This is a genomic window from Prochlorococcus sp. MIT2302, assembly GCF_059772385.1.
In genome coordinates this window covers 904852-921191 of record NZ_CM186285.1, presented here as the reverse complement: position 1 = coordinate 921191, position 16340 = coordinate 904852, and the positions used below count along the sequence as shown (strand labels likewise).

At 35.2% G+C, this 16340-nt stretch carries 19 protein-coding genes, 1 tRNA gene and 1 other RNA gene; 7 read left to right on the top strand and 14 right to left on the bottom strand.

Going from position 1 to position 16340, the window contains the following annotated elements; genetic code table 11:
- The first annotated feature begins 89 nt into the window (after window positions 1-89).
- Window positions 90-278 carry a DUF8633 family putative protein gene (locus tag AC6EI2_RS05460; protein WP_498463377.1) on the top strand — a complete coding sequence of 63 codons (189 nt, stop codon included), beginning with the start codon at window positions 90-92 and terminating at the stop codon, window positions 276-278.
- Window positions 279-334: 56 nt separating this feature from the next.
- Window positions 335-574, top strand: a complete 240-nt coding sequence (locus tag AC6EI2_RS05455; RefSeq protein ID WP_498463376.1) for a hypothetical protein — start codon at window positions 335-337, stop codon at window positions 572-574.
- On the opposite strand, the gene AC6EI2_RS05450 is transcribed toward AC6EI2_RS05455, so the two are convergent.
- Both AC6EI2_RS05450 and AC6EI2_RS05445 read right to left on the bottom strand, forming a co-directional pair.
- A complete protein-coding gene (locus AC6EI2_RS05450; RefSeq protein WP_498463375.1) occupies window positions 571-783 on the bottom strand; it encodes a hypothetical protein in 213 nt (70 codons plus the stop codon). The genes AC6EI2_RS05455 and AC6EI2_RS05450 overlap by 4 nt on opposite strands.
- A 57-nt stretch (window positions 784-840) precedes the next feature.
- A complete protein-coding gene (locus tag AC6EI2_RS05445; protein ID WP_498463374.1) occupies window positions 841-1134 on the bottom strand; it encodes a high light inducible protein in 294 nt (97 codons plus the stop codon).
- A gap of 465 nt (window positions 1135-1599) precedes the next feature.
- On the opposite strand from AC6EI2_RS05445, the gene AC6EI2_RS05440 reads away from it, so the two are divergent.
- The 3 genes from AC6EI2_RS05440 to AC6EI2_RS05430 all read left to right on the top strand — a co-directional run bounded on the left by AC6EI2_RS05440 (window position 1600) and on the right by AC6EI2_RS05430 (window position 4223).
- Window positions 1600-2052 carry an NAD(P)H-quinone oxidoreductase NdhF gene (locus AC6EI2_RS05440; RefSeq protein WP_498463373.1) on the top strand — a complete coding sequence of 151 codons (453 nt, stop codon included), beginning with the start codon at window positions 1600-1602 and terminating at the stop codon, window positions 2050-2052.
- A 133-nt stretch (window positions 2053-2185) separates the two neighbouring features.
- Window positions 2186-3418, top strand: a complete 1233-nt coding sequence (locus AC6EI2_RS05435) for a glycosyltransferase (protein ID WP_498463372.1) — start codon at window positions 2186-2188, stop codon at window positions 3416-3418.
- A gap of 52 nt (window positions 3419-3470) precedes the next feature.
- Window positions 3471-4223, top strand: coding sequence for an undecaprenyl-phosphate galactose phosphotransferase family protein (locus AC6EI2_RS05430; protein WP_498463371.1), 753 nt, complete (start codon window positions 3471-3473; stop codon window positions 4221-4223).
- Between the two features lie 2 nt (window positions 4224-4225).
- Here the strand turns inward: AC6EI2_RS05430 and cbiB are convergent, their stop codons facing one another.
- From cbiB to AC6EI2_RS05405, 5 genes are all read right to left on the bottom strand, one after another.
- The gene (gene cbiB / locus AC6EI2_RS05425; RefSeq protein WP_498463370.1) at window positions 4226-5161 is read right to left on the bottom strand and encodes an adenosylcobinamide-phosphate synthase CbiB; all 936 of its coding nucleotides are present in this window, start codon (window positions 5159-5161) and stop codon (window positions 4226-4228) included.
- Between the two features lie 64 nt (window positions 5162-5225).
- Window positions 5226-6221, bottom strand: coding sequence for a ketol-acid reductoisomerase (gene ilvC, locus AC6EI2_RS05420; protein ID WP_498463369.1), 996 nt, complete (start codon window positions 6219-6221; stop codon window positions 5226-5228).
- A gap of 129 nt (window positions 6222-6350) precedes the next feature.
- Complete coding sequence (locus AC6EI2_RS05415; protein WP_498463368.1) at window positions 6351-6953, bottom strand: ATP-dependent Clp protease proteolytic subunit; 603 nt, start codon at window positions 6951-6953, stop codon at window positions 6351-6353.
- Window positions 6954-7017: 64 nt separating this feature from the next.
- Window positions 7018-7692 (bottom strand): ATP-dependent Clp protease proteolytic subunit, encoded by a 675-nt coding sequence (locus tag AC6EI2_RS05410; protein ID WP_498463367.1) that lies wholly within the window; start codon window positions 7690-7692, stop codon window positions 7018-7020.
- A 64-nt stretch (window positions 7693-7756) separates the two neighbouring features.
- Window positions 7757-8842, bottom strand: a complete 1086-nt coding sequence (locus AC6EI2_RS05405; RefSeq protein WP_498463366.1) for a PIN/TRAM domain-containing protein — start codon at window positions 8840-8842, stop codon at window positions 7757-7759.
- Window positions 8843-8950: 108 nt separating this feature from the next.
- On the opposite strand from AC6EI2_RS05405, the gene hemW reads away from it, so the two are divergent.
- Window positions 8951-10180, top strand: a complete 1230-nt coding sequence (hemW, locus tag AC6EI2_RS05400; RefSeq protein ID WP_498463365.1) for a radical SAM family heme chaperone HemW — start codon at window positions 8951-8953, stop codon at window positions 10178-10180.
- Here the strand turns inward: hemW and panB are convergent.
- Complete coding sequence (gene panB, locus AC6EI2_RS05395; protein WP_498463364.1) at window positions 10122-10940, bottom strand: 3-methyl-2-oxobutanoate hydroxymethyltransferase; 819 nt, start codon at window positions 10938-10940, stop codon at window positions 10122-10124. The two genes, hemW and panB, sit on opposite strands and share 59 nt — an antisense overlap.
- A 42-nt stretch (window positions 10941-10982) precedes the next feature.
- Here panB and ffs point away from each other — a divergent pair.
- An RNA gene (gene ffs, locus AC6EI2_RS05390) (signal recognition particle sRNA small type) lies at window positions 10983-11079 on the top strand.
- A gap of 24 nt (window positions 11080-11103) precedes the next feature.
- Here ffs and ftsZ read toward each other — a convergent pair.
- From ftsZ to AC6EI2_RS05360, 6 genes are all read right to left on the bottom strand, one after another.
- Window positions 11104-12201, bottom strand: a complete 1098-nt coding sequence (gene ftsZ, locus AC6EI2_RS05385) for a cell division protein FtsZ (protein WP_498463363.1) — start codon at window positions 12199-12201, stop codon at window positions 11104-11106.
- A 169-nt stretch (window positions 12202-12370) separates the two neighbouring features.
- Window positions 12371-13201: a cell division protein FtsQ/DivIB gene (locus AC6EI2_RS05380; RefSeq protein ID WP_498463362.1), complete on the bottom strand. Its 831-nt coding sequence runs from the start codon at window positions 13199-13201 to the stop codon at window positions 12371-12373.
- A complete protein-coding gene (locus tag AC6EI2_RS05375; RefSeq protein ID WP_498463361.1) occupies window positions 13189-13599 on the bottom strand; it encodes a hypothetical protein in 411 nt (136 codons plus the stop codon). Before AC6EI2_RS05375 ends, AC6EI2_RS05380 begins: the two co-directional genes overlap by 13 nt.
- A gap of 36 nt (window positions 13600-13635) precedes the next feature.
- The gene (locus AC6EI2_RS05370; RefSeq protein WP_498463360.1) at window positions 13636-14697 is read right to left on the bottom strand and encodes a D-alanine--D-alanine ligase family protein; all 1062 of its coding nucleotides are present in this window, start codon (window positions 14695-14697) and stop codon (window positions 13636-13638) included.
- Window positions 14698-14750: 53 nt separating this feature from the next.
- On the bottom strand, window positions 14751-16142 hold the full coding sequence (miaB, locus tag AC6EI2_RS05365) for a tRNA (N6-isopentenyl adenosine(37)-C2)-methylthiotransferase MiaB (RefSeq protein WP_498463359.1): 1392 nt from the start codon (window positions 16140-16142) through the stop codon (window positions 14751-14753).
- 63 nt (window positions 16143-16205) lie between these two features.
- Window positions 16206-16278 (bottom strand) — tRNA-His (locus AC6EI2_RS05360).
- Window positions 16279-16340: the final 62 nt, after the last annotated feature.

Here is a 16340-nt window from a genome sequence, read left to right as displayed (position 1 = left end):
TAAAAGTAAAGTTTGGCTAAGAATTTTTTTTTGAGTTTTGATATATAACCTTTATATTTTAATGTTTTATAAAAGTTTGTTTATTAGCAATGGTACAAAAAAGAAGTCAGGAAAACATATCTAAAAAGATTCCTCAACAGAGGAAGACGACTCTTAAATGGGGATCTAATGGGGAGTTGTCTGCAGTTGATATGGTTCGCATATTAGATCGTTTAAATGATCAAGATTTAACTGAATGTGAAATACCTATGGAAAAAGAAAAAGAAACAAAATTATAAATACTTTTTTTATCTACGGTAATAGCTAATATATAAATAATAATCTATTACCTATTATGAAAATACCTATCGTGGTTATATCTTTAATAGTATTAATTTTCGGGTATTTACATTTTTTTACTGGCTATAAATCTGCGTTTGAAGCTGATCAGCAATGCCATTATGAATTGCGATTGAAATCTATTGAACTAGAAGGCTTGGGTTGTGACCATGATCTTGAAACTAATCAATGGATCCTTTATCAGAATGGAATCAATGATATGCCTTCTCAAGTAGTTGAACGTTATCGTTATTAACTTATAAACTTTTTATTTATTATTGGGAACATGTATGTTGCGGCAATAGAAGAGATCATAGCTGTAATTATAAATGTTAAATATTGACCAAATGAGCCTGGAAGATATGTATTTTGAAGGAAATAAAAATCAATAAGTGAACCAATTGTTCCCCAAATAATGATCCAAGCAGATACGTATGAAACACCAACTAATGTTTTTTTATTCATAGCTTTTGAGAGGATCAATAAAGTTGTTGGAATAAATATAATACAAAGCTTTGTTCACTAGCTAATTCCAAAAATTTTAAGTGTTGCTGGCTCTCCAGCGAAAGCTAATTCAGTGAGTATGAGCATTAAAAACCCTATCATTGCTACTCTTCCATTAACAAGTTCAGCATTTTCATTAAAGCCAAAGACTTGCTTTACCTCTTCGCCTTTATTATTTATCCATTTAGGATATGAACTGAGACTTTGGCCTTGATCAGTAATGTCTGGATTTATCTCTGGTTCAATTGTCTTTGTGTCATCTAGATCTGAATTTATACTTTGCTTATTGTTCTCGGCATCAATTTCAGACATTTGAATTTAAAATCTAATTCTATAGTGAATTATAAGCTATTTTTGTTAAGATTTTGTTTTTACGGGACTTGGTTTTTTGTTTGGACTAATTGAAGCGAATAACTATCAAGTTATTTAGAATAGAATGAATTAAAAATAAGAATCAGTACAATATTACATACTACATATAAATTAAATTACATATAGTATATAATTATAATTTTGATGGTTGATATGTTAAAATAGAGATAAGTTTTATAAAATTCAAAAAGTTTTTTCCCCTTATTAAGTTTTGTTTGACTATTAATTTATAGCTTGTTTTTAGCTCATTTTCCTGCTAAAAAAAAAATATAAAATGTTTTTACAAATGAATAGTGCTAATCTGTTTAGTATTACGTTGCTTTCAGAGCACTTTTTTATTTTTGTTCTTCGAGAACAATTAAAAGAACTTATTCTTGCATGTAAAATTGAGCTTGTTTTATAACTATGCTATTAAATCTTACTTGGCTGATACCTGGACTACCAATAATTGCATCTATTTTTATAGCTTTGCTCTTATTGAGTTTTAGTAAAACAATGAATAGGCTAACTAAGCCAGTATCCTATTTGATAATTCTCAGCCTTATATTTTCGGAAATAATCAACTTTATTTTATTTAAAAAAGATATATCAGGAATTGAGCTAGTAAATGGAATCAACTTAAATTTAGTAGTTGATAGACCAGCTTTGCTGGTTTCCGAATCAATAGGTTTAGTTTTCTTATTAATTATGCTTTTTTCAGTTGCCAAACTAAAAAGAAGAAGTGGCTATGTTAGGTACTTTATTCTTCTAGGATTATTAAGTGGATTTGCTTATTTATTTTCTTTTAGTGGTAGCTTGTTTCACAACTTTTATGATCCTTTAATAACATCTTTAGATAAAATAGAAATTTCTTTTTAAAATTATTATTTCTTTAGCTATGGATCTTAATGAAAATAATATAAGTTTGCTAAATTGATACTTAAGTTATCTGTTGTCATAATATCTTGGTTGTAATAAGCTAAAACTAATTTTATGATTTAAGGTTTTAACTTTGAGTGTAAATTCATCTTTAGATCTTCCAAGCAATATTGCATTAGTACATGAATGGTTCACTCCAAGATCAGCAGGTGGTGCCGAGAATGTTGTTCGGGCAATTGATGATTTGCTTAATGAAATTTCATCGCAACCAGACCTTTTCTCTTTAGTTAATGGAGAGAATATGCTGAAAAATAGTTGGTTGTTTAAAAGAAAAGTAAAAACTAGCTTCATTCAAAAATTACCATTTGGCATCTCACATGTTCAACAATATTTACCTCTTTTACCTTTCGCAATCGAGCAGATCGACTTAGAAGGGTATCCCTTGGTTATAAGCAGTAGTCACCTTGTAGCTAAGGGCGTTTTGACTTCGCCTGATCAACTTCACATTAGTTATGTTCATACACCAGTTAGGTATGCTTGGGATCAAATGAATATATATTTGAAAAGATCCTTTTTAAGAAGAATAGGTTTAGGACCATTAATTAGATGGCAATTGCATACTTTGAGGCAATGGGATCAATTAAGTAGCTCAAGAGTAGATTACTTGCTAGCAAATTCTAATTTTACGGCAAAGAGAATTTGGAAGTATTGGAGAAGGCGTTCAGAGGTTTTACATCCACCTGTCAATGTCAATCGTTTTGAGTGGAATAAGCCCAGAGAAGATTTCTATTTAAGTGTTTGTAGATTGGTACCTAATAAAAGAGTTGATTTGGTCGTGAGGGCTTTTAATAAGCTTAAATTACCTTTAGTTGTTGTTGGTGATGGAGTCGAAAATGCACATTTAAAAAATCTTGCAGGTCCAACAGTTCAAATTCTTGGTTTTCAGAGCCAAGAGAATATTCAAAAACTTATGAGCAAATGTAGAGCATTTGTTTATGCTGGTATTGAGGATTTTGGGATTGCTCCTGTGGAAGCAATGGCTTCGGGAGCCCCTGTGATTGCTTTTGGTAAGGGAGGTATTTTAGATACAGTGAAATGTTTTAATTCAAACTCAGATAAAGGTGCGACTGGACTTTTGTTTCATGATCAGACAGTGAAATCCTTGGTTGAAGCAATTGAATTTTTTAAGGAAAAACAACTTTGGAGAGATTTAAAATCTGAGTTAATTAGGGATTGGAGTAATTCTTTTTCTCAAGATTCATTTAAAAAAAGATTAGAGAAAATCATAAACAGAGCTTGGAGAGAGCATATGAATTCTTGTGACATTGCTACTAGTGACCTTAGTTCTACATCAAGAAAATCTTAATTAAGTATGGTGTAAATTTATTGCAGCCTTGAGCTAACTAACTCAATAATTTGTGCAAACTAATCCTAAAAAATCTTTATTACGATGGTCTGAGTTCCGTAAAGGATCTCCAATAATTCCTTTTGAAGTAATCTCACAAGAATCTTCTTCTTTGCCCGCGGTAGAAATAATAAAAAATCAAAGTCGATATGGAAGAACATTGAAAAGGATAGGGGATATTGTTTTTTCTTTGCTTGTGTTAACTATAGGCTCACCAGTTTTTATCCTAATTGGAATATTAGTAAAGTTTAGTTCTCCAGGAGCTGTTTTTTATGTTCAAAAAAGAGTAGGAAGAAATTACAAAGAATTTGGATGCATAAAGTTTCGCACTATGTATAGAGATGCTGATGATTTACTCCCAAATTTATTAGATAAATATCCTCTTATGAGAAAGGAATTTGAAAAAGATTTTAAATTACGTAAAGATCCTAGAATAACAAAATTAGGAAGATTTCTGCGAAAGTCTAGTTTAGATGAATTACCCCAATTTTTTAATGTTTTAAAAGGGGAAATGAGTGTAGTGGGGCCAAGACCAATTGTTAGTAATGAGATTAATAAATACAGTCTTTTTATGGAAGAAGTTATTTCAGTGAGACCCGGACTAACTGGCTTATGGCAGGTTAGCGGAAGAAACAACCTTAGTTATAAAAAAAGGGTTGAATTAGATTTGGTTTATGCAAGAAATAGAAATTTTCTACTTGATTTAGAAATTATTATTCTTACATTAGGAGTCTTGCTCTTCCCTATGGATAGAGGTGCCTTTTGATTTTATAAATTTATAAATATCATTATCAAGCAAAAGATAAGAATCCAAGCAAGTTGAAGCCTAAGACTTATATTTAGTATCTTTTTGACTAACCTTTTACTTGCAATAGGATAAGATCTTGCAATCATTGATTTTATTCTTTTTTGACCTTTGTAATAGTTTATTCCCCCCATTCTTACTCCAGCACAATAAGCAAATATTGCTTCAGAGATTCCTGAATTTGGTGAAGAATCTAAAATGCCATCCTTCCAGGAATCTTTTATCGTTTTGAAAAATGATTTCTTTGTTTTGCAGCAAAGAGGAAGTGTAATTAATACAATTCTTGAAGGGATCCAGACCATTAGATCATCAAGTTTTGCACCAGCAAATCCTAGCCACTTTAATTTACCCTCTTTATATCCAAGCATTGAATCAATGGTGCTAGATGCTTTAAAGATCCATGCCATAGCTAATGGTCCTGGTATTGATTGATCAAACTCCCAGAAAATAGTTCCTAAAAATATCCAAAATAACGGAGCAAAGATACCATCAACAGAATTTTCGCTTGCTGTCTCAGCTGCCGCTCTGAGAATTTCATTAGTATTTAAATTCTCAACATCTCTACCAACTATAAGACTTAGTTTTTGTCTTATATTACTGATATTTTCTTTGCCTATCGAATTTATAATATCTAAAACACTTTTATTTAGACTTCTTGAGGCAAGTGAACTACTTAAAATTAAAGAAAAAAATAATGTACTTAAAATAGGATTTTTCAGTTGAAAAAATAAAAATAATCTTTCTATAAGCCATCCAGTTATGCCACTTAATGATACGACTATAATTGTAATTATTGCGCCTAAAATATATAATTTTGTTTTATTTTCTTTCGCATAATCTTCAGCTAATCTTCTCAAAAAACTAATCACCACACCCATGAATTGGACTGGGTGTGGCAACCCCCTCGGATCGCCTATTAAAAGGTCAAGAAGAAAGGCGATTAAGATTAAGTGAATGATATTGCTAGTCTGATTTAAGCCAACTAAACATAGAGCGAAGTGTTTTGCCTACTTTTTCTATTGGGAGTTCTGAGTCTTTTTGGCGAATTCTCTTCATTTCAGGCTTTCCTTCATCGCATTCTTTCACAAAGTTTTTAGCAAAAGTACCATCTTGAATATCTGCAAGAATATTTTTCATTTCTTCTTTTGTCTCTTTGGTAATTAACCTTGGACCGCTTACGTAATCTCCATACTCTGCTGTATTTGAAATCGAATCCCTCATTGCAGTGAGACCTCCTTTAACCATAAGGTCAACTATTAATTTGACTTCATGCAAGCATTCAAAGTAGGCCAATTCAGGCTGATATCCTGCTTCTACAAGAGTTTCAAAACCAGCCTTTACTAATTCTGAGAGGCCACCACATAAAACTGCTTGCTCTCCAAAAAGATCAGTCTCTGTTTCCTCTTTGAAATTAGTTTCTAAGATCCCAGCGCGTGTTCCACCAATCCCTTTCGCGTATGCCATCGCAAGTGATCTAGCTTTGCCTGAGGCATCTTGCTCAATAGCAAATAAAGCAGGAACTCCTTGACCATTTTGATATTCCCACCGAACTGTGTGTCCTGGGCCTTTTGGGGCAATCATTACCACATCGACAAATTCAGGTGGTTTTATTAATTCAAAACGAATATTGAAACCATGAGCAAAACTTAGTATTTTCCCTGGTTTCAAATGAGGTGCTATTTCTTTGTTATAAACATCTTTTTGAAATTCATCAGGCAAAAGAATCATGATCCAATCTGCCCTCTCTGAAGCCTCTGAGACAGTTAAAACTTCCAATCCATCAGAAGTTGCTTTGCTGGCTGACCTACTCCCTTCATAAAGACCAACGACAACTTTTATTCCACTATCTTTTAAGTTCAATGCATGTGCGTGGCCTTGAGATCCATATCCAATAATTGCGACGGTTTTATCTTGGAGAAGACCTAGGTCTGCATCGGAGTCGTAAAAAAGTTTTGCCATGTGAGTGGGTATTTCAGAACTGTATTCAGGCTGAGCTTACGAAATAGAGTGCTATCGAGACTACTTTTGTTGAGATGTTTTTTTGACTATCAAGACAATTTAATTGATAAAAAAAGCAAAATTATCAAATTAACTTTCACTTGGATGATTTATCACTCGGTCGATTAAACCATAATTTTTTGCTTCCTCTGCGCTCAAAAAGTAATCACGATCAGTATCTTTTTCTATCTTTTCATATGTTTGACCCGTCATTTCTGCCATGGATTTATTGAGCATTTCTTTTATTCTAAGAATTTCACGTGCTTCTATTTCTATATCACTCGCTTGTCTTTGAGCAGTCCCTCCCAGAGGCTGGTGAATCATTATTCTGCTGTGAGGTAATGCAAGTCTTTTCCCTTTCGTTCCTGCAGATAATAAAAACGCACCCATTGAGGCCGCTAACCCCACACAAATGGTTACGAGGTCACTTTTTACATATTTCATCGTGTCATATATGGCTAAACCAGCGGTGACTGAGCCCCCAGGACTATTGATGTACAAATAGATTGGTTTACTGCTGTCCTCAGAATCAAGATAAAGCATTTGTGCTACGAGGCTATTTGCGATGCCATCGTTTACCTCTTGGCCCAGGAATAGAATTCTCTCCGCGCCAAGTCTTGTATAAATATCGACCCATCTTTCAAATTGACTTCCTGGAAGACGGTATGGAACGCTTGGAGTACCTATTGGCATGGCTAATTAATGTTTGGTAGTTGAGGTAATGATTTTTAAAAATATTTTGGGAAAAATTATTTAGTTATGTGGACAAAACTTTCTCTCCTGGTAAATCTTTTCTACTGGTAAGAACGCGATCTATTATCCCATAATCAACTGCTTCATGAGGGTTGAGGTAACTCATTCGATCTGAGTCTTTGGACAATTGATCTACTGATCTTCCGGTGTTATGGCTAAGAATTTCTAGCATAGCTCTCTTGTTGTGAATAACTTCCTTCGCTCTAATTTGAATATCAGTTGCTTGGCCTTGAGCGCCACTTCTAGGCTGATGAAGAACAATTGATGCATGGGGTAATGCTGCTCGTTGTCCTTTTGTACCTGCCGATAGAATTACTGCTGCAGTTCCCATTGCTTGACCTATACAGATAGTGTGAACAGGAGGCTTCACATATCTGAGCGTGTCGCAAATTGCAAAGGCTTCAGTTTCAAATCCAATTGCATCTCCTGTATACCAACTTGTTCCAGTTGAGTTAATGTAAAAATATATAGGTTTTTCTGAATTATCAAATTCTAGATAAAGAAGTTGGGCAATAATTAATTCTGTCACGTCCATTCCTAATTGCCTTTTTGCATCATCATCTGAAAAAAGCGGCAAGCCTAAATAAACTATCCTCTCTTTCAAAAGAAGGGATGGTAAATCAGGGGGTGGAGTTCTCATTACGGCAGAATCGCCGTAATACGGTTGTGATGCAGTCATATGAAGTTTAAGTATCCTTGATCAAAAGCCTAGCTAGATCTCGTCTTGATATGCTTTTGTTTTTTTAAAATTTGTTCGTGGGCTGATCATTGGAAGCTTTACTAAAAACCATTCGCCCTGTCGGTGTTTGTAATGCTCCAGTCACAACTACTTCTATCCTTTTACCTATCCATTGGAAGCCTTCCTCTATAACAACCATTGTGCCATCCTCAAGATAGGCAATACCTTGTGAATTTTCCTTTCCTTCTCTGACAACTTTTAAATTTAATTTTTCACCAGGTTGAACTTCTGGTCTAACTGCAAGCACTAGATCGCTTAAATTTAGAACTTTTATTTCTTGTACTTGTGCTACCTGAGATAAGTTGTAATCAACAGTTATTAACATTCCTGAAATGTCTGATGTTAATTTTAAAAGAATTTCATCGGTTCCTTCTCCTTCATATTTTGTACTGTTTATAACTAATCTTCTCCCATAACTTTCTCTCAATTGGTTTAGCAATTTAAGACCTCTTCTGCCTTTCCCACGTTTCTCGTTGTTACTTGAGTCCGCGAGTTTTTGTAGCTCGTCCATAACTGATTGAGCGACAATTATTTGCCCTTCTATAAGCCCAAATCTAAGTAGAGACTGAATTCGACCATCAATTATTACACTTGTATCTAAAACTTTTGCACTCGCTGGGGTTAAAATTCCATCTGCCATTAATAAAGATTCAGTGCTGTTCGGATTGAAAAGACGTAAAACTGTTCGACCATGAACATCAGCAAGGTTGTATCCAAGTACTCCAAAAAATATGTTGCTTAGTACAGCAAAAATTGGCTTTACAAAAAAGAATTCAGCGGGTAAAGGTAAAAGTAATACAGGTACCAATAAAAGTGTTGCTATGAGAAGTCCAAGAACAATGCCAACAGATCTACTGACAAGTAGATCTGTTGGCATTGTTCTTATCCTTTTTGTTAATTTATTTCTAAATTGCTGAAAAAGAAAGGCAATTAAAAGACCTACAAAAGCGGTTAAACCTGATAGAGCAATTTTAAAATTCTTTAGACTAGTAATATGATCTAAAGTCTTTTCAGGTAACCAATTCACCCCAATCCATCCGGTGATTGCACCTGATAAAAGAAATAAAACCAGAATAACTATGTCTGCCATATATTCAGGTTATGCTTGCTTCTGGTTTTTTACTAAAGCTTTATTTATTTTCAAAGATTTGGGCTGCAAAAGTGACCATTTATTTGGGTTTGTATATCTAGAGCTCAAATGGTAGCCCCACCCAGAAGTGCATATTTGCATATACCCTTTTGCCATAAAAGATGTTTTTACTGTGATTTTTCCATTATCCCTTTAGGTGATAGCGCTCAAGTTACTGGTAGTCCAGGGATAACTTCTATTACCGCATATTTGGATTTACTTCATAGAGAAATTTCAATTAACCCTCCAGGTCCTGCTTTATCAACAATTTATATAGGGGGTGGAACGCCTTCTTTATTGAAAAAAGATGAGTTAGGTGAGTTGTTGAAAAATCTTCGAAGAAAATTTGGATTTCAGGATGGTGCAGAGATAACTATGGAGATTGATCCAGCAACATTTGTTGAAAATGATCTGAACGGATACATAGAAATTGGAATCAATAGATTTAGCTTGGGAGGTCAGTCATTTGATGACAGTACTTTGGCTTCAATTGGAAGAAAACATAATGGCTCTCAATTAATAGAGGCTTGTAATTGGGTAAATGATTTATTTAAAAAAGGGATGTTAAGAAGCTGGAGTCTTGATTTGATTCAAAATCTTCCAGGATTAAATTTGTCTAAGTGGCTGGAAGAGTTAGAACAAGCAGTAAAAATTGAAGCCCCTCATTTGTCAATTTATGATTTAACTATTGAACCGGATACTGTTTTTGGAAGAAGACATAAAAAAGGTGAGTTGAAAATCCCAATTGAGACTGAAGCTCAAAAAATAGATTTCTTAACTAATAAATTTTTGAAAAGTAAGGGTTTTTCTAGATACGAAATTTCAAGTTACGCATTGCCTGGTCATGCATCTAGACATAATCGTATGTATTGGAGTGGCTCTGGTTGGTGGGGGTTTGGCATGGGAGCAACAAGTGCTCCTTGGGGGGAGAGATTTTCTAGACCCAGAACAATTGCCAGTTATGAAAAATGGCTTGATCAGCAAGGGAGTCAATTATTAGAGCAAACTTTGTCTAGAGATAAGTCAAAACCAATGCCATTGGATGAACTACTGATGATTGGTCTCAGAAGGCGTGAGGGCGTTCATTTGGAGGAGCTTGCTAAAAATGTTGGATGGACTCAAGAAGAGTGCGATAAAAATTTTAAATTATTGCAAAAATTCTGGCTAAATTCTCTAAATCAAGGCTCTTTAGTAAGAAAACATGGTAGGTATTTTTTAAGCGATCCTGAAGGAATGCAAATTAGCAATCAGGTTTTAATTCAAATGTTTTTGTGGTGGGATTCACTTGATTTGGATTAGTAGAATTAATCCATTCTTTTAGGGCATCGATGCAAAGTTCGCGTCCTGCAATTAAAGGTTTCGCAAACGGGGGCTGTGCAATCGAAAGGCCAAGAATATCAGCAGTAACTCTTACCTGCCCATCACAATCACTTCCTGCACCAATGCCAATTATTGGAATGTCTAAATGTTTTTTTAATCGGCTGGCAATTTCTCCTGGTATATGTTCCAGAACTATTGCAAAACACCCTGATTCTTGAAGCATTTTTGAATCGTTGAAAATTTTTTCTTGACTATGTTTATCTCTAGCTTGTGTTTTATATCCAAGTTGATGAACTGATTGTGGAGTTAGGCCAAGATGGCCCATTACTGGGATTCCCATCCTAATAAGTCTTTTAATAACCAATAAAGTCTCAGGTTCCGCTCCTTCAAGTTTCACTGCTGAAGCAGTGGAGTTTTTCAGGAGAGTTCCGGCAGCTTCAACAGCCTTGTCTTCTCCACATTGATAACTTAAAAAAGGCAGATCACATACTACTAAAGGTTGCTGGGAAAGGGGTTTAGAAAAGCCTCTGCAAACTGCCTGTGTATGGTGAAGCATTTGATCAAGTGTTACCGGAAGCGTCGTTGCATGACCTAAGACAACCATTCCAAGTGAATCCCCAACTAGAACAACATGAGCTCCTGCTGCCTCCACTATTGAAGATGAGATAGCATCCCAAGCTGTTAATACAGTTATCTGTTTGCCTACCTTTTTAAAGTTAACTAATTCTGTGGTTTGCATGTAATTCTTAATAACGAGTTTAGCTGTTGCTAGAATATTATCGACTCGGCCCCATGCGGCTATGACGCCTAAACCTGGTCAGGACCGGAAGGTAGCAGCCATAATGGATGCTCAAAGCAGGCGTGGATTCCGGGTCACCATAATTCAAGCAAGTTGATAATTCTCAACGATTTTGTCTTAGACGTAAAAATTCAGGTATTGAGGCCCCTGATTCTTTAACTTCTGACTGTTCGTAAAGTGATTGAGGCGAGAGTCTTGCTCTGTTTCTTTCATTTGAATAAATCTGATTACTGTCGAATCCAGTTGCAATAACGGTTACTTGGATTTCCCCTTCAAGTTTTTCATCAACAACTGTACCTACTATGATGTTGGCTTCTGGATCTACAACATCAGATATAACTTCTGAAGCAGAAGTCATGTCTTCTAGAGTCATATCTTTCCCACCAGTGATGTTTATTACACATCCTTTTGCTCCATCTATTCGAGCTGCTTCTAAAAGTGGGCTATTGATTGCTGCTTGAGCTGCTTCTAGAGCTCTTGATCTTCCAGAGCCTAAACCAATACCTAAAAGGGCAGTACCAGCTTCTGTCATCACAGAACGCACATCCGCAAAATCTACGTTAACCAAACCAGGACAAGTGATTATGTCGCTTATCCCTTGAACTCCTTTCATCAAAACATCATCAGCACTTCTAAAGGCTTCTTGCAAAGGTGCTCCAGAAATTACGTCTTTTAATCTGTCGTTTGGAATAACAATTAATGTGTCAACATTCTCTGCAAGCCTTGCAATACCCTCATCTGCTTGTCTTAAACGACGTTTACCTTCAAAGCTGAATGGTTTAGTAACTATTCCTACTGTCAAAGCACCACTTTCTTTGGCAACTTGAGCGACAACAGGGGCAGCACCTGTTCCAGTGCCTCCGCCCATGCCAGCGGCAATAAACACTAGGTCTACACCCTCTAAGGCTTGTTGGAGGTCAGCTCTAGATTCTTCTGCGGCCTTTTGACCAATGCTTGGATTGCCGCCTGCACCAAGGCCTCTAGTTAAGCTTTGACCAAGCTGAACTCTGTGAGTCGCAGATGATTGAATAAGAGCTTGAGCGTCTGTATTGAGAACACGATATGTGACTCCATCAAGATCACTATTAATCATCCTGTTGACGGCATTACTCCCGCCACCTCCAACGCCAATAACCTCAATACGTGCAGATTGACTGGGTAGGATTCCTTCATCCATGTTGAAACTAGATTTGTTTCCCATTCCCATCACCATGTTCAGGATTAGAACTCGTTTTGGGCATTATGAACATCATCCATGAATTCTGTTGGCTTATAAGTTCAAATTGATTAACAAATTAATTTCCCAGATTGGTCGTGAATTATTATTAATATGCTAAGGATTTCTGAAAAGTTGAGTCGTGGCAGGGCTTTTACTTTCTGTTCCCTAATGTTTTTTCTATTTTTAATTCCGGTTTGAGTGGATCTGAAAGATCCACGATTTTGACTTTTGTGTTGATTAAAAGATTTGGTAATGATTTTTGTAGCTGGTTTAGTTTAGCAATTTGCTCGATTAAGCGATCGGTTCCCGAGCCTAGAAGGACTGAATCGAAGTGCTCAGTTTTTAGGCTTATTTCTCCAAGAGGGTTTATTTCGATTTTTTGAAGAGGGCTACTAAAGTTAAATCTATTTTTTAGTATTAAAATCATTTCGTTTTTTTTATTCTGATTCCAATTTTCGATAGATAATTTTATTTTATTTTTTTTTGACTGATTTACAAATTGAAGTGGTATCCAATATCCTTCTATATCAATCATTCCTTTTTCTGTAGTGTTTGATAAAACTCTACTCGCGAAAGCAATTGGTTCTCTTTCTAAAAAAATTAAATGAATCTCGGGAGGGAAAATTTGTCGGCTTACGGAAACACTCTTAATAGGTAGCTTTCTTATTAAATAAGATTCAATTTCTTTTGGATTTAATTCCAACAAATTTTTTGGATAAAAAATACTGGTGGTTTTTTTAATGTCGTTTTTTGTTATTCCAGATAGACCTGTGATTCTAGTTTGATCAAAACCAATTGGTTTCCAAGCCTGGTTTAAAAATGTAATGATCAGAAAAATTGAAGTGCTTGAGAAAAAAAGTAATTGCCAAAGTTCAATGAGAAAATTCTTTTTATGAATAATGAACGAAACTTTTCTAGTTGATAATCGATTATTTTTAAATGAGCTTCTGTTTTTTCTTTTGTTAGATTTCAAAGGTCGCATCTTGCTCTGGACATAAGTTTGTCCATCCATTGACGAGCACGTTCAGCATCTGAAAAAGGCACATCTATTTCTCTACCTGAACCAATAAGCCTAAGTCGGCAGCGACCTTCAGATTCTTTTGTTAGAGGAGCTTCCCCTGAACTCAGAGCCATTAGCTCAACCATTTCTAATTTCTTGACTTCAAAAGTTGCTTCCTCCTTGAAGCTACCAGCCTCAAAGCTGCTCCAGCATAAAATACCAGCCTTTAATCGAGCAGCTCCTGTTCCGTCAAGCTTTGCCAGCTCTGAACCTTTAGCCCAAATCAAATAGAGATTCTGTCGCCTTCTCTCGATCCAACCAAGGGAAGCAATGAGAATAAAAGCCATCAGTAATGGCAACCAAAGAAGACCGTGAATCATTTTTTGAAATAGAGATCTAAAAATGTCATGGTTAATTCATTCTCTAGCTGTTTCTATGAGATTAGCAACAAGTTTTTCAAGTTTTATTCCTGAAGCTTCCCACAACATTGGATACATGCTTGTTCTAGTAAAGCCTGGCAAGGTATTAACCTCATTTATATAAATCTGTTGCGTACTTTCTTGATAAAAGAAATCGACTCTAGCCAAACCACAAGCATTGATAGCTTTACATGCCTCGATAGCTAGCTTTTGTATTTTATTGGATATATTTACGTTCAAGGCAGCTGGGATGATTGTATTGCTCAAGTACTCATTATATTTTGACTCATATGTATACCAATCAGTTTCAAATTTAACTTCGCCAATAACTGAAGATTTCATTTTGGACTTTCCTAATACGCCACATTCAAGTTCTCTCCCTTCGATATTTTTTTCTACTATTAACCTATCATCGTATTTTGCTGCTTTTTCTATACCAGAAATAAGTTCTTGCTTTGACTTTGCTTTGGTTATGCCAATAGAGGAACCCAAATTAGCTGGCTTTACAAAACATGGATAATGTATTTTTTTTTCTATTTCATCAAAAATAGATTTCATAAATAATTTATTTAATAAATCCTCTTTATGTAAAAAAACATACGGAGTTTGAGGAAGGTTGAATGATTTAAAAATTGATTTCATTGCTATTTTATCCATTCCTAATGATGAACCAAGAGTTCCTGATCCAACAAAAGATTTTCCTGTTAATTTAAATAGTCCCTGAATGACGCCATCTTCCCCATTTGGTCCATGTAGTGCAGGGAACCATACATCAATATTCTTACTTAATATTGGAAAGTTACTGAGATTATTAATGGAAACTTTATTGCTTTTTGTTGTGATGATTGGTTTTTTTTCTTCCAATAAAATTGACTTTGAGTATTCTGTATTCTCCCAAAACCCATTCTTGTTTATATAAATTGGATTTACAATAAAGTTTTTACTATTGTAAGGATGAGATAAGGCATTATAAATTGTCCTAGCTGATTTTATGGAAACTTCGTGTTCGCTTGATTCTCCACCGAAAACCAGCCCTATAATTAGCTTTGTATTTGACATATTTATTTAGCTCTCAATACTCTTTAAACGTAGGTTACCGAATTAATCAACATTTATAACAAACTTCCAGTTAATGAGAATGGACGTATCTCATTGATTTTTATTTTCACTATTTCTCCAGGTTGAGGTGATTCTCTGTCTGTTGAAGACTTTGGGAAAAATGTTAATCGATTTGTTCTAGTTCTTCCAAGTAATTGGGAACTATCTTTAGAATTTATGCTCTCTATGAGTATTTCCTGTAAAGAGTTTTTATACCTTAAGTTTCTTTTCTGTGCAGTCTTTTCTACTAAGTTATTAATTTCTCTTAGTCGATCGATTTTTATTGTTTCAGATAATTGATTAGGCCATAAGGCAGCTGGGGTATTTGGTCTGGGCGAATAGGCTGCAGTATTTACCAAGTCAAATTGAACATCCTCAATAAGTGATAGTGTCTCTTCGAATTCATCTCTCGTCTCTCCAGGAAAAGCGACAATTGCATCAGAAGTAATTGAGGACTCAGGCATTATTTGTTTTATATAATTTACAATTTCTTTATAGGATTGAACAGTATATCCTCGACCCATATTTTTCAGTATTTTATTACTTCCACTTTGGACAGGTATATGAAAGTGTTCACAAACCTTAGGAAGTTTTGCACATACATCTATTAATTCTTTCGTGAAATACCTAGGGTGACTTGTGGCAAACCTTATACGCTCTATTCCCTCAATATCATGAATATATTCTAGTAAATATGAAAGTGTTAATTGCCCAGATTCGTTGAATTTATAAGCTTTAAAGTCTCTGCCATAAGCATCTATATTTTGCCCTAAAAGGGTTATTTCTTTATACCCAATTCTCGCTAATTCCTCTATTTCATGTTTAATAGCTTGCGGTGTTCGTGATTGTTCTTTACCTCTAACCGAGGGGACTACGCAATAAGTGCACCTCTCATTGCATCCATAAATAATATTAACCCAGCCACATATAGCGCTCTCTCTTCTTGCAGTCGCGATGTCTTCGTAAATGTGCTGTTCATCAGTCGCTAATACCTGATGACCGTTATCAACTTGATTAAGAAGAGTCTCCAGTCGATTTGCATGCTGAGGTCCCATAACAAGATCTACTTCAGGAACTCTTCTTAAAAGTGTTTCCCCTTCTTGTTGAGCTAAGCATCCTGCAATAATAATTTTTAAATTAGGATCTGATTTTTTCCTTCTAGCTTGCTTACCTAAATAGCTGTAAACTTTTTGCTCAGCATTATCACGAATAGTACATGTGTTGTAGAGAACTAAATCTGCCTTAAGTTCCTCTTCTGCAAGCTCGTATCCCATTGTTTGTAAAATGCCTGACATTCTCTCTGAATCAGCTTTATTCATTTGACAACCGAAAGTGGTAATCCAGTAGCTTCCTCTATGGCTTCTAAAGGACTTGCTTTGTTTAGTAGGAGCTATGGATGTTGTCATCGCAGATTAATTTTTTTCCTAGGGGAAAAAGATTTTTAAGATTGTCCTAAAAAAATTTTTAAGGGCGAGCGAGGGGATTCGAACCCCCGTATAGCGGCGCCACAAGCCGCTGCCTTAACCACTTGGCGACGCCCGCCTTGTGCTTTTAATCTACCAATGATTTGTCATTTTGAAATTCCAAAATGATTTTGGTAAAAA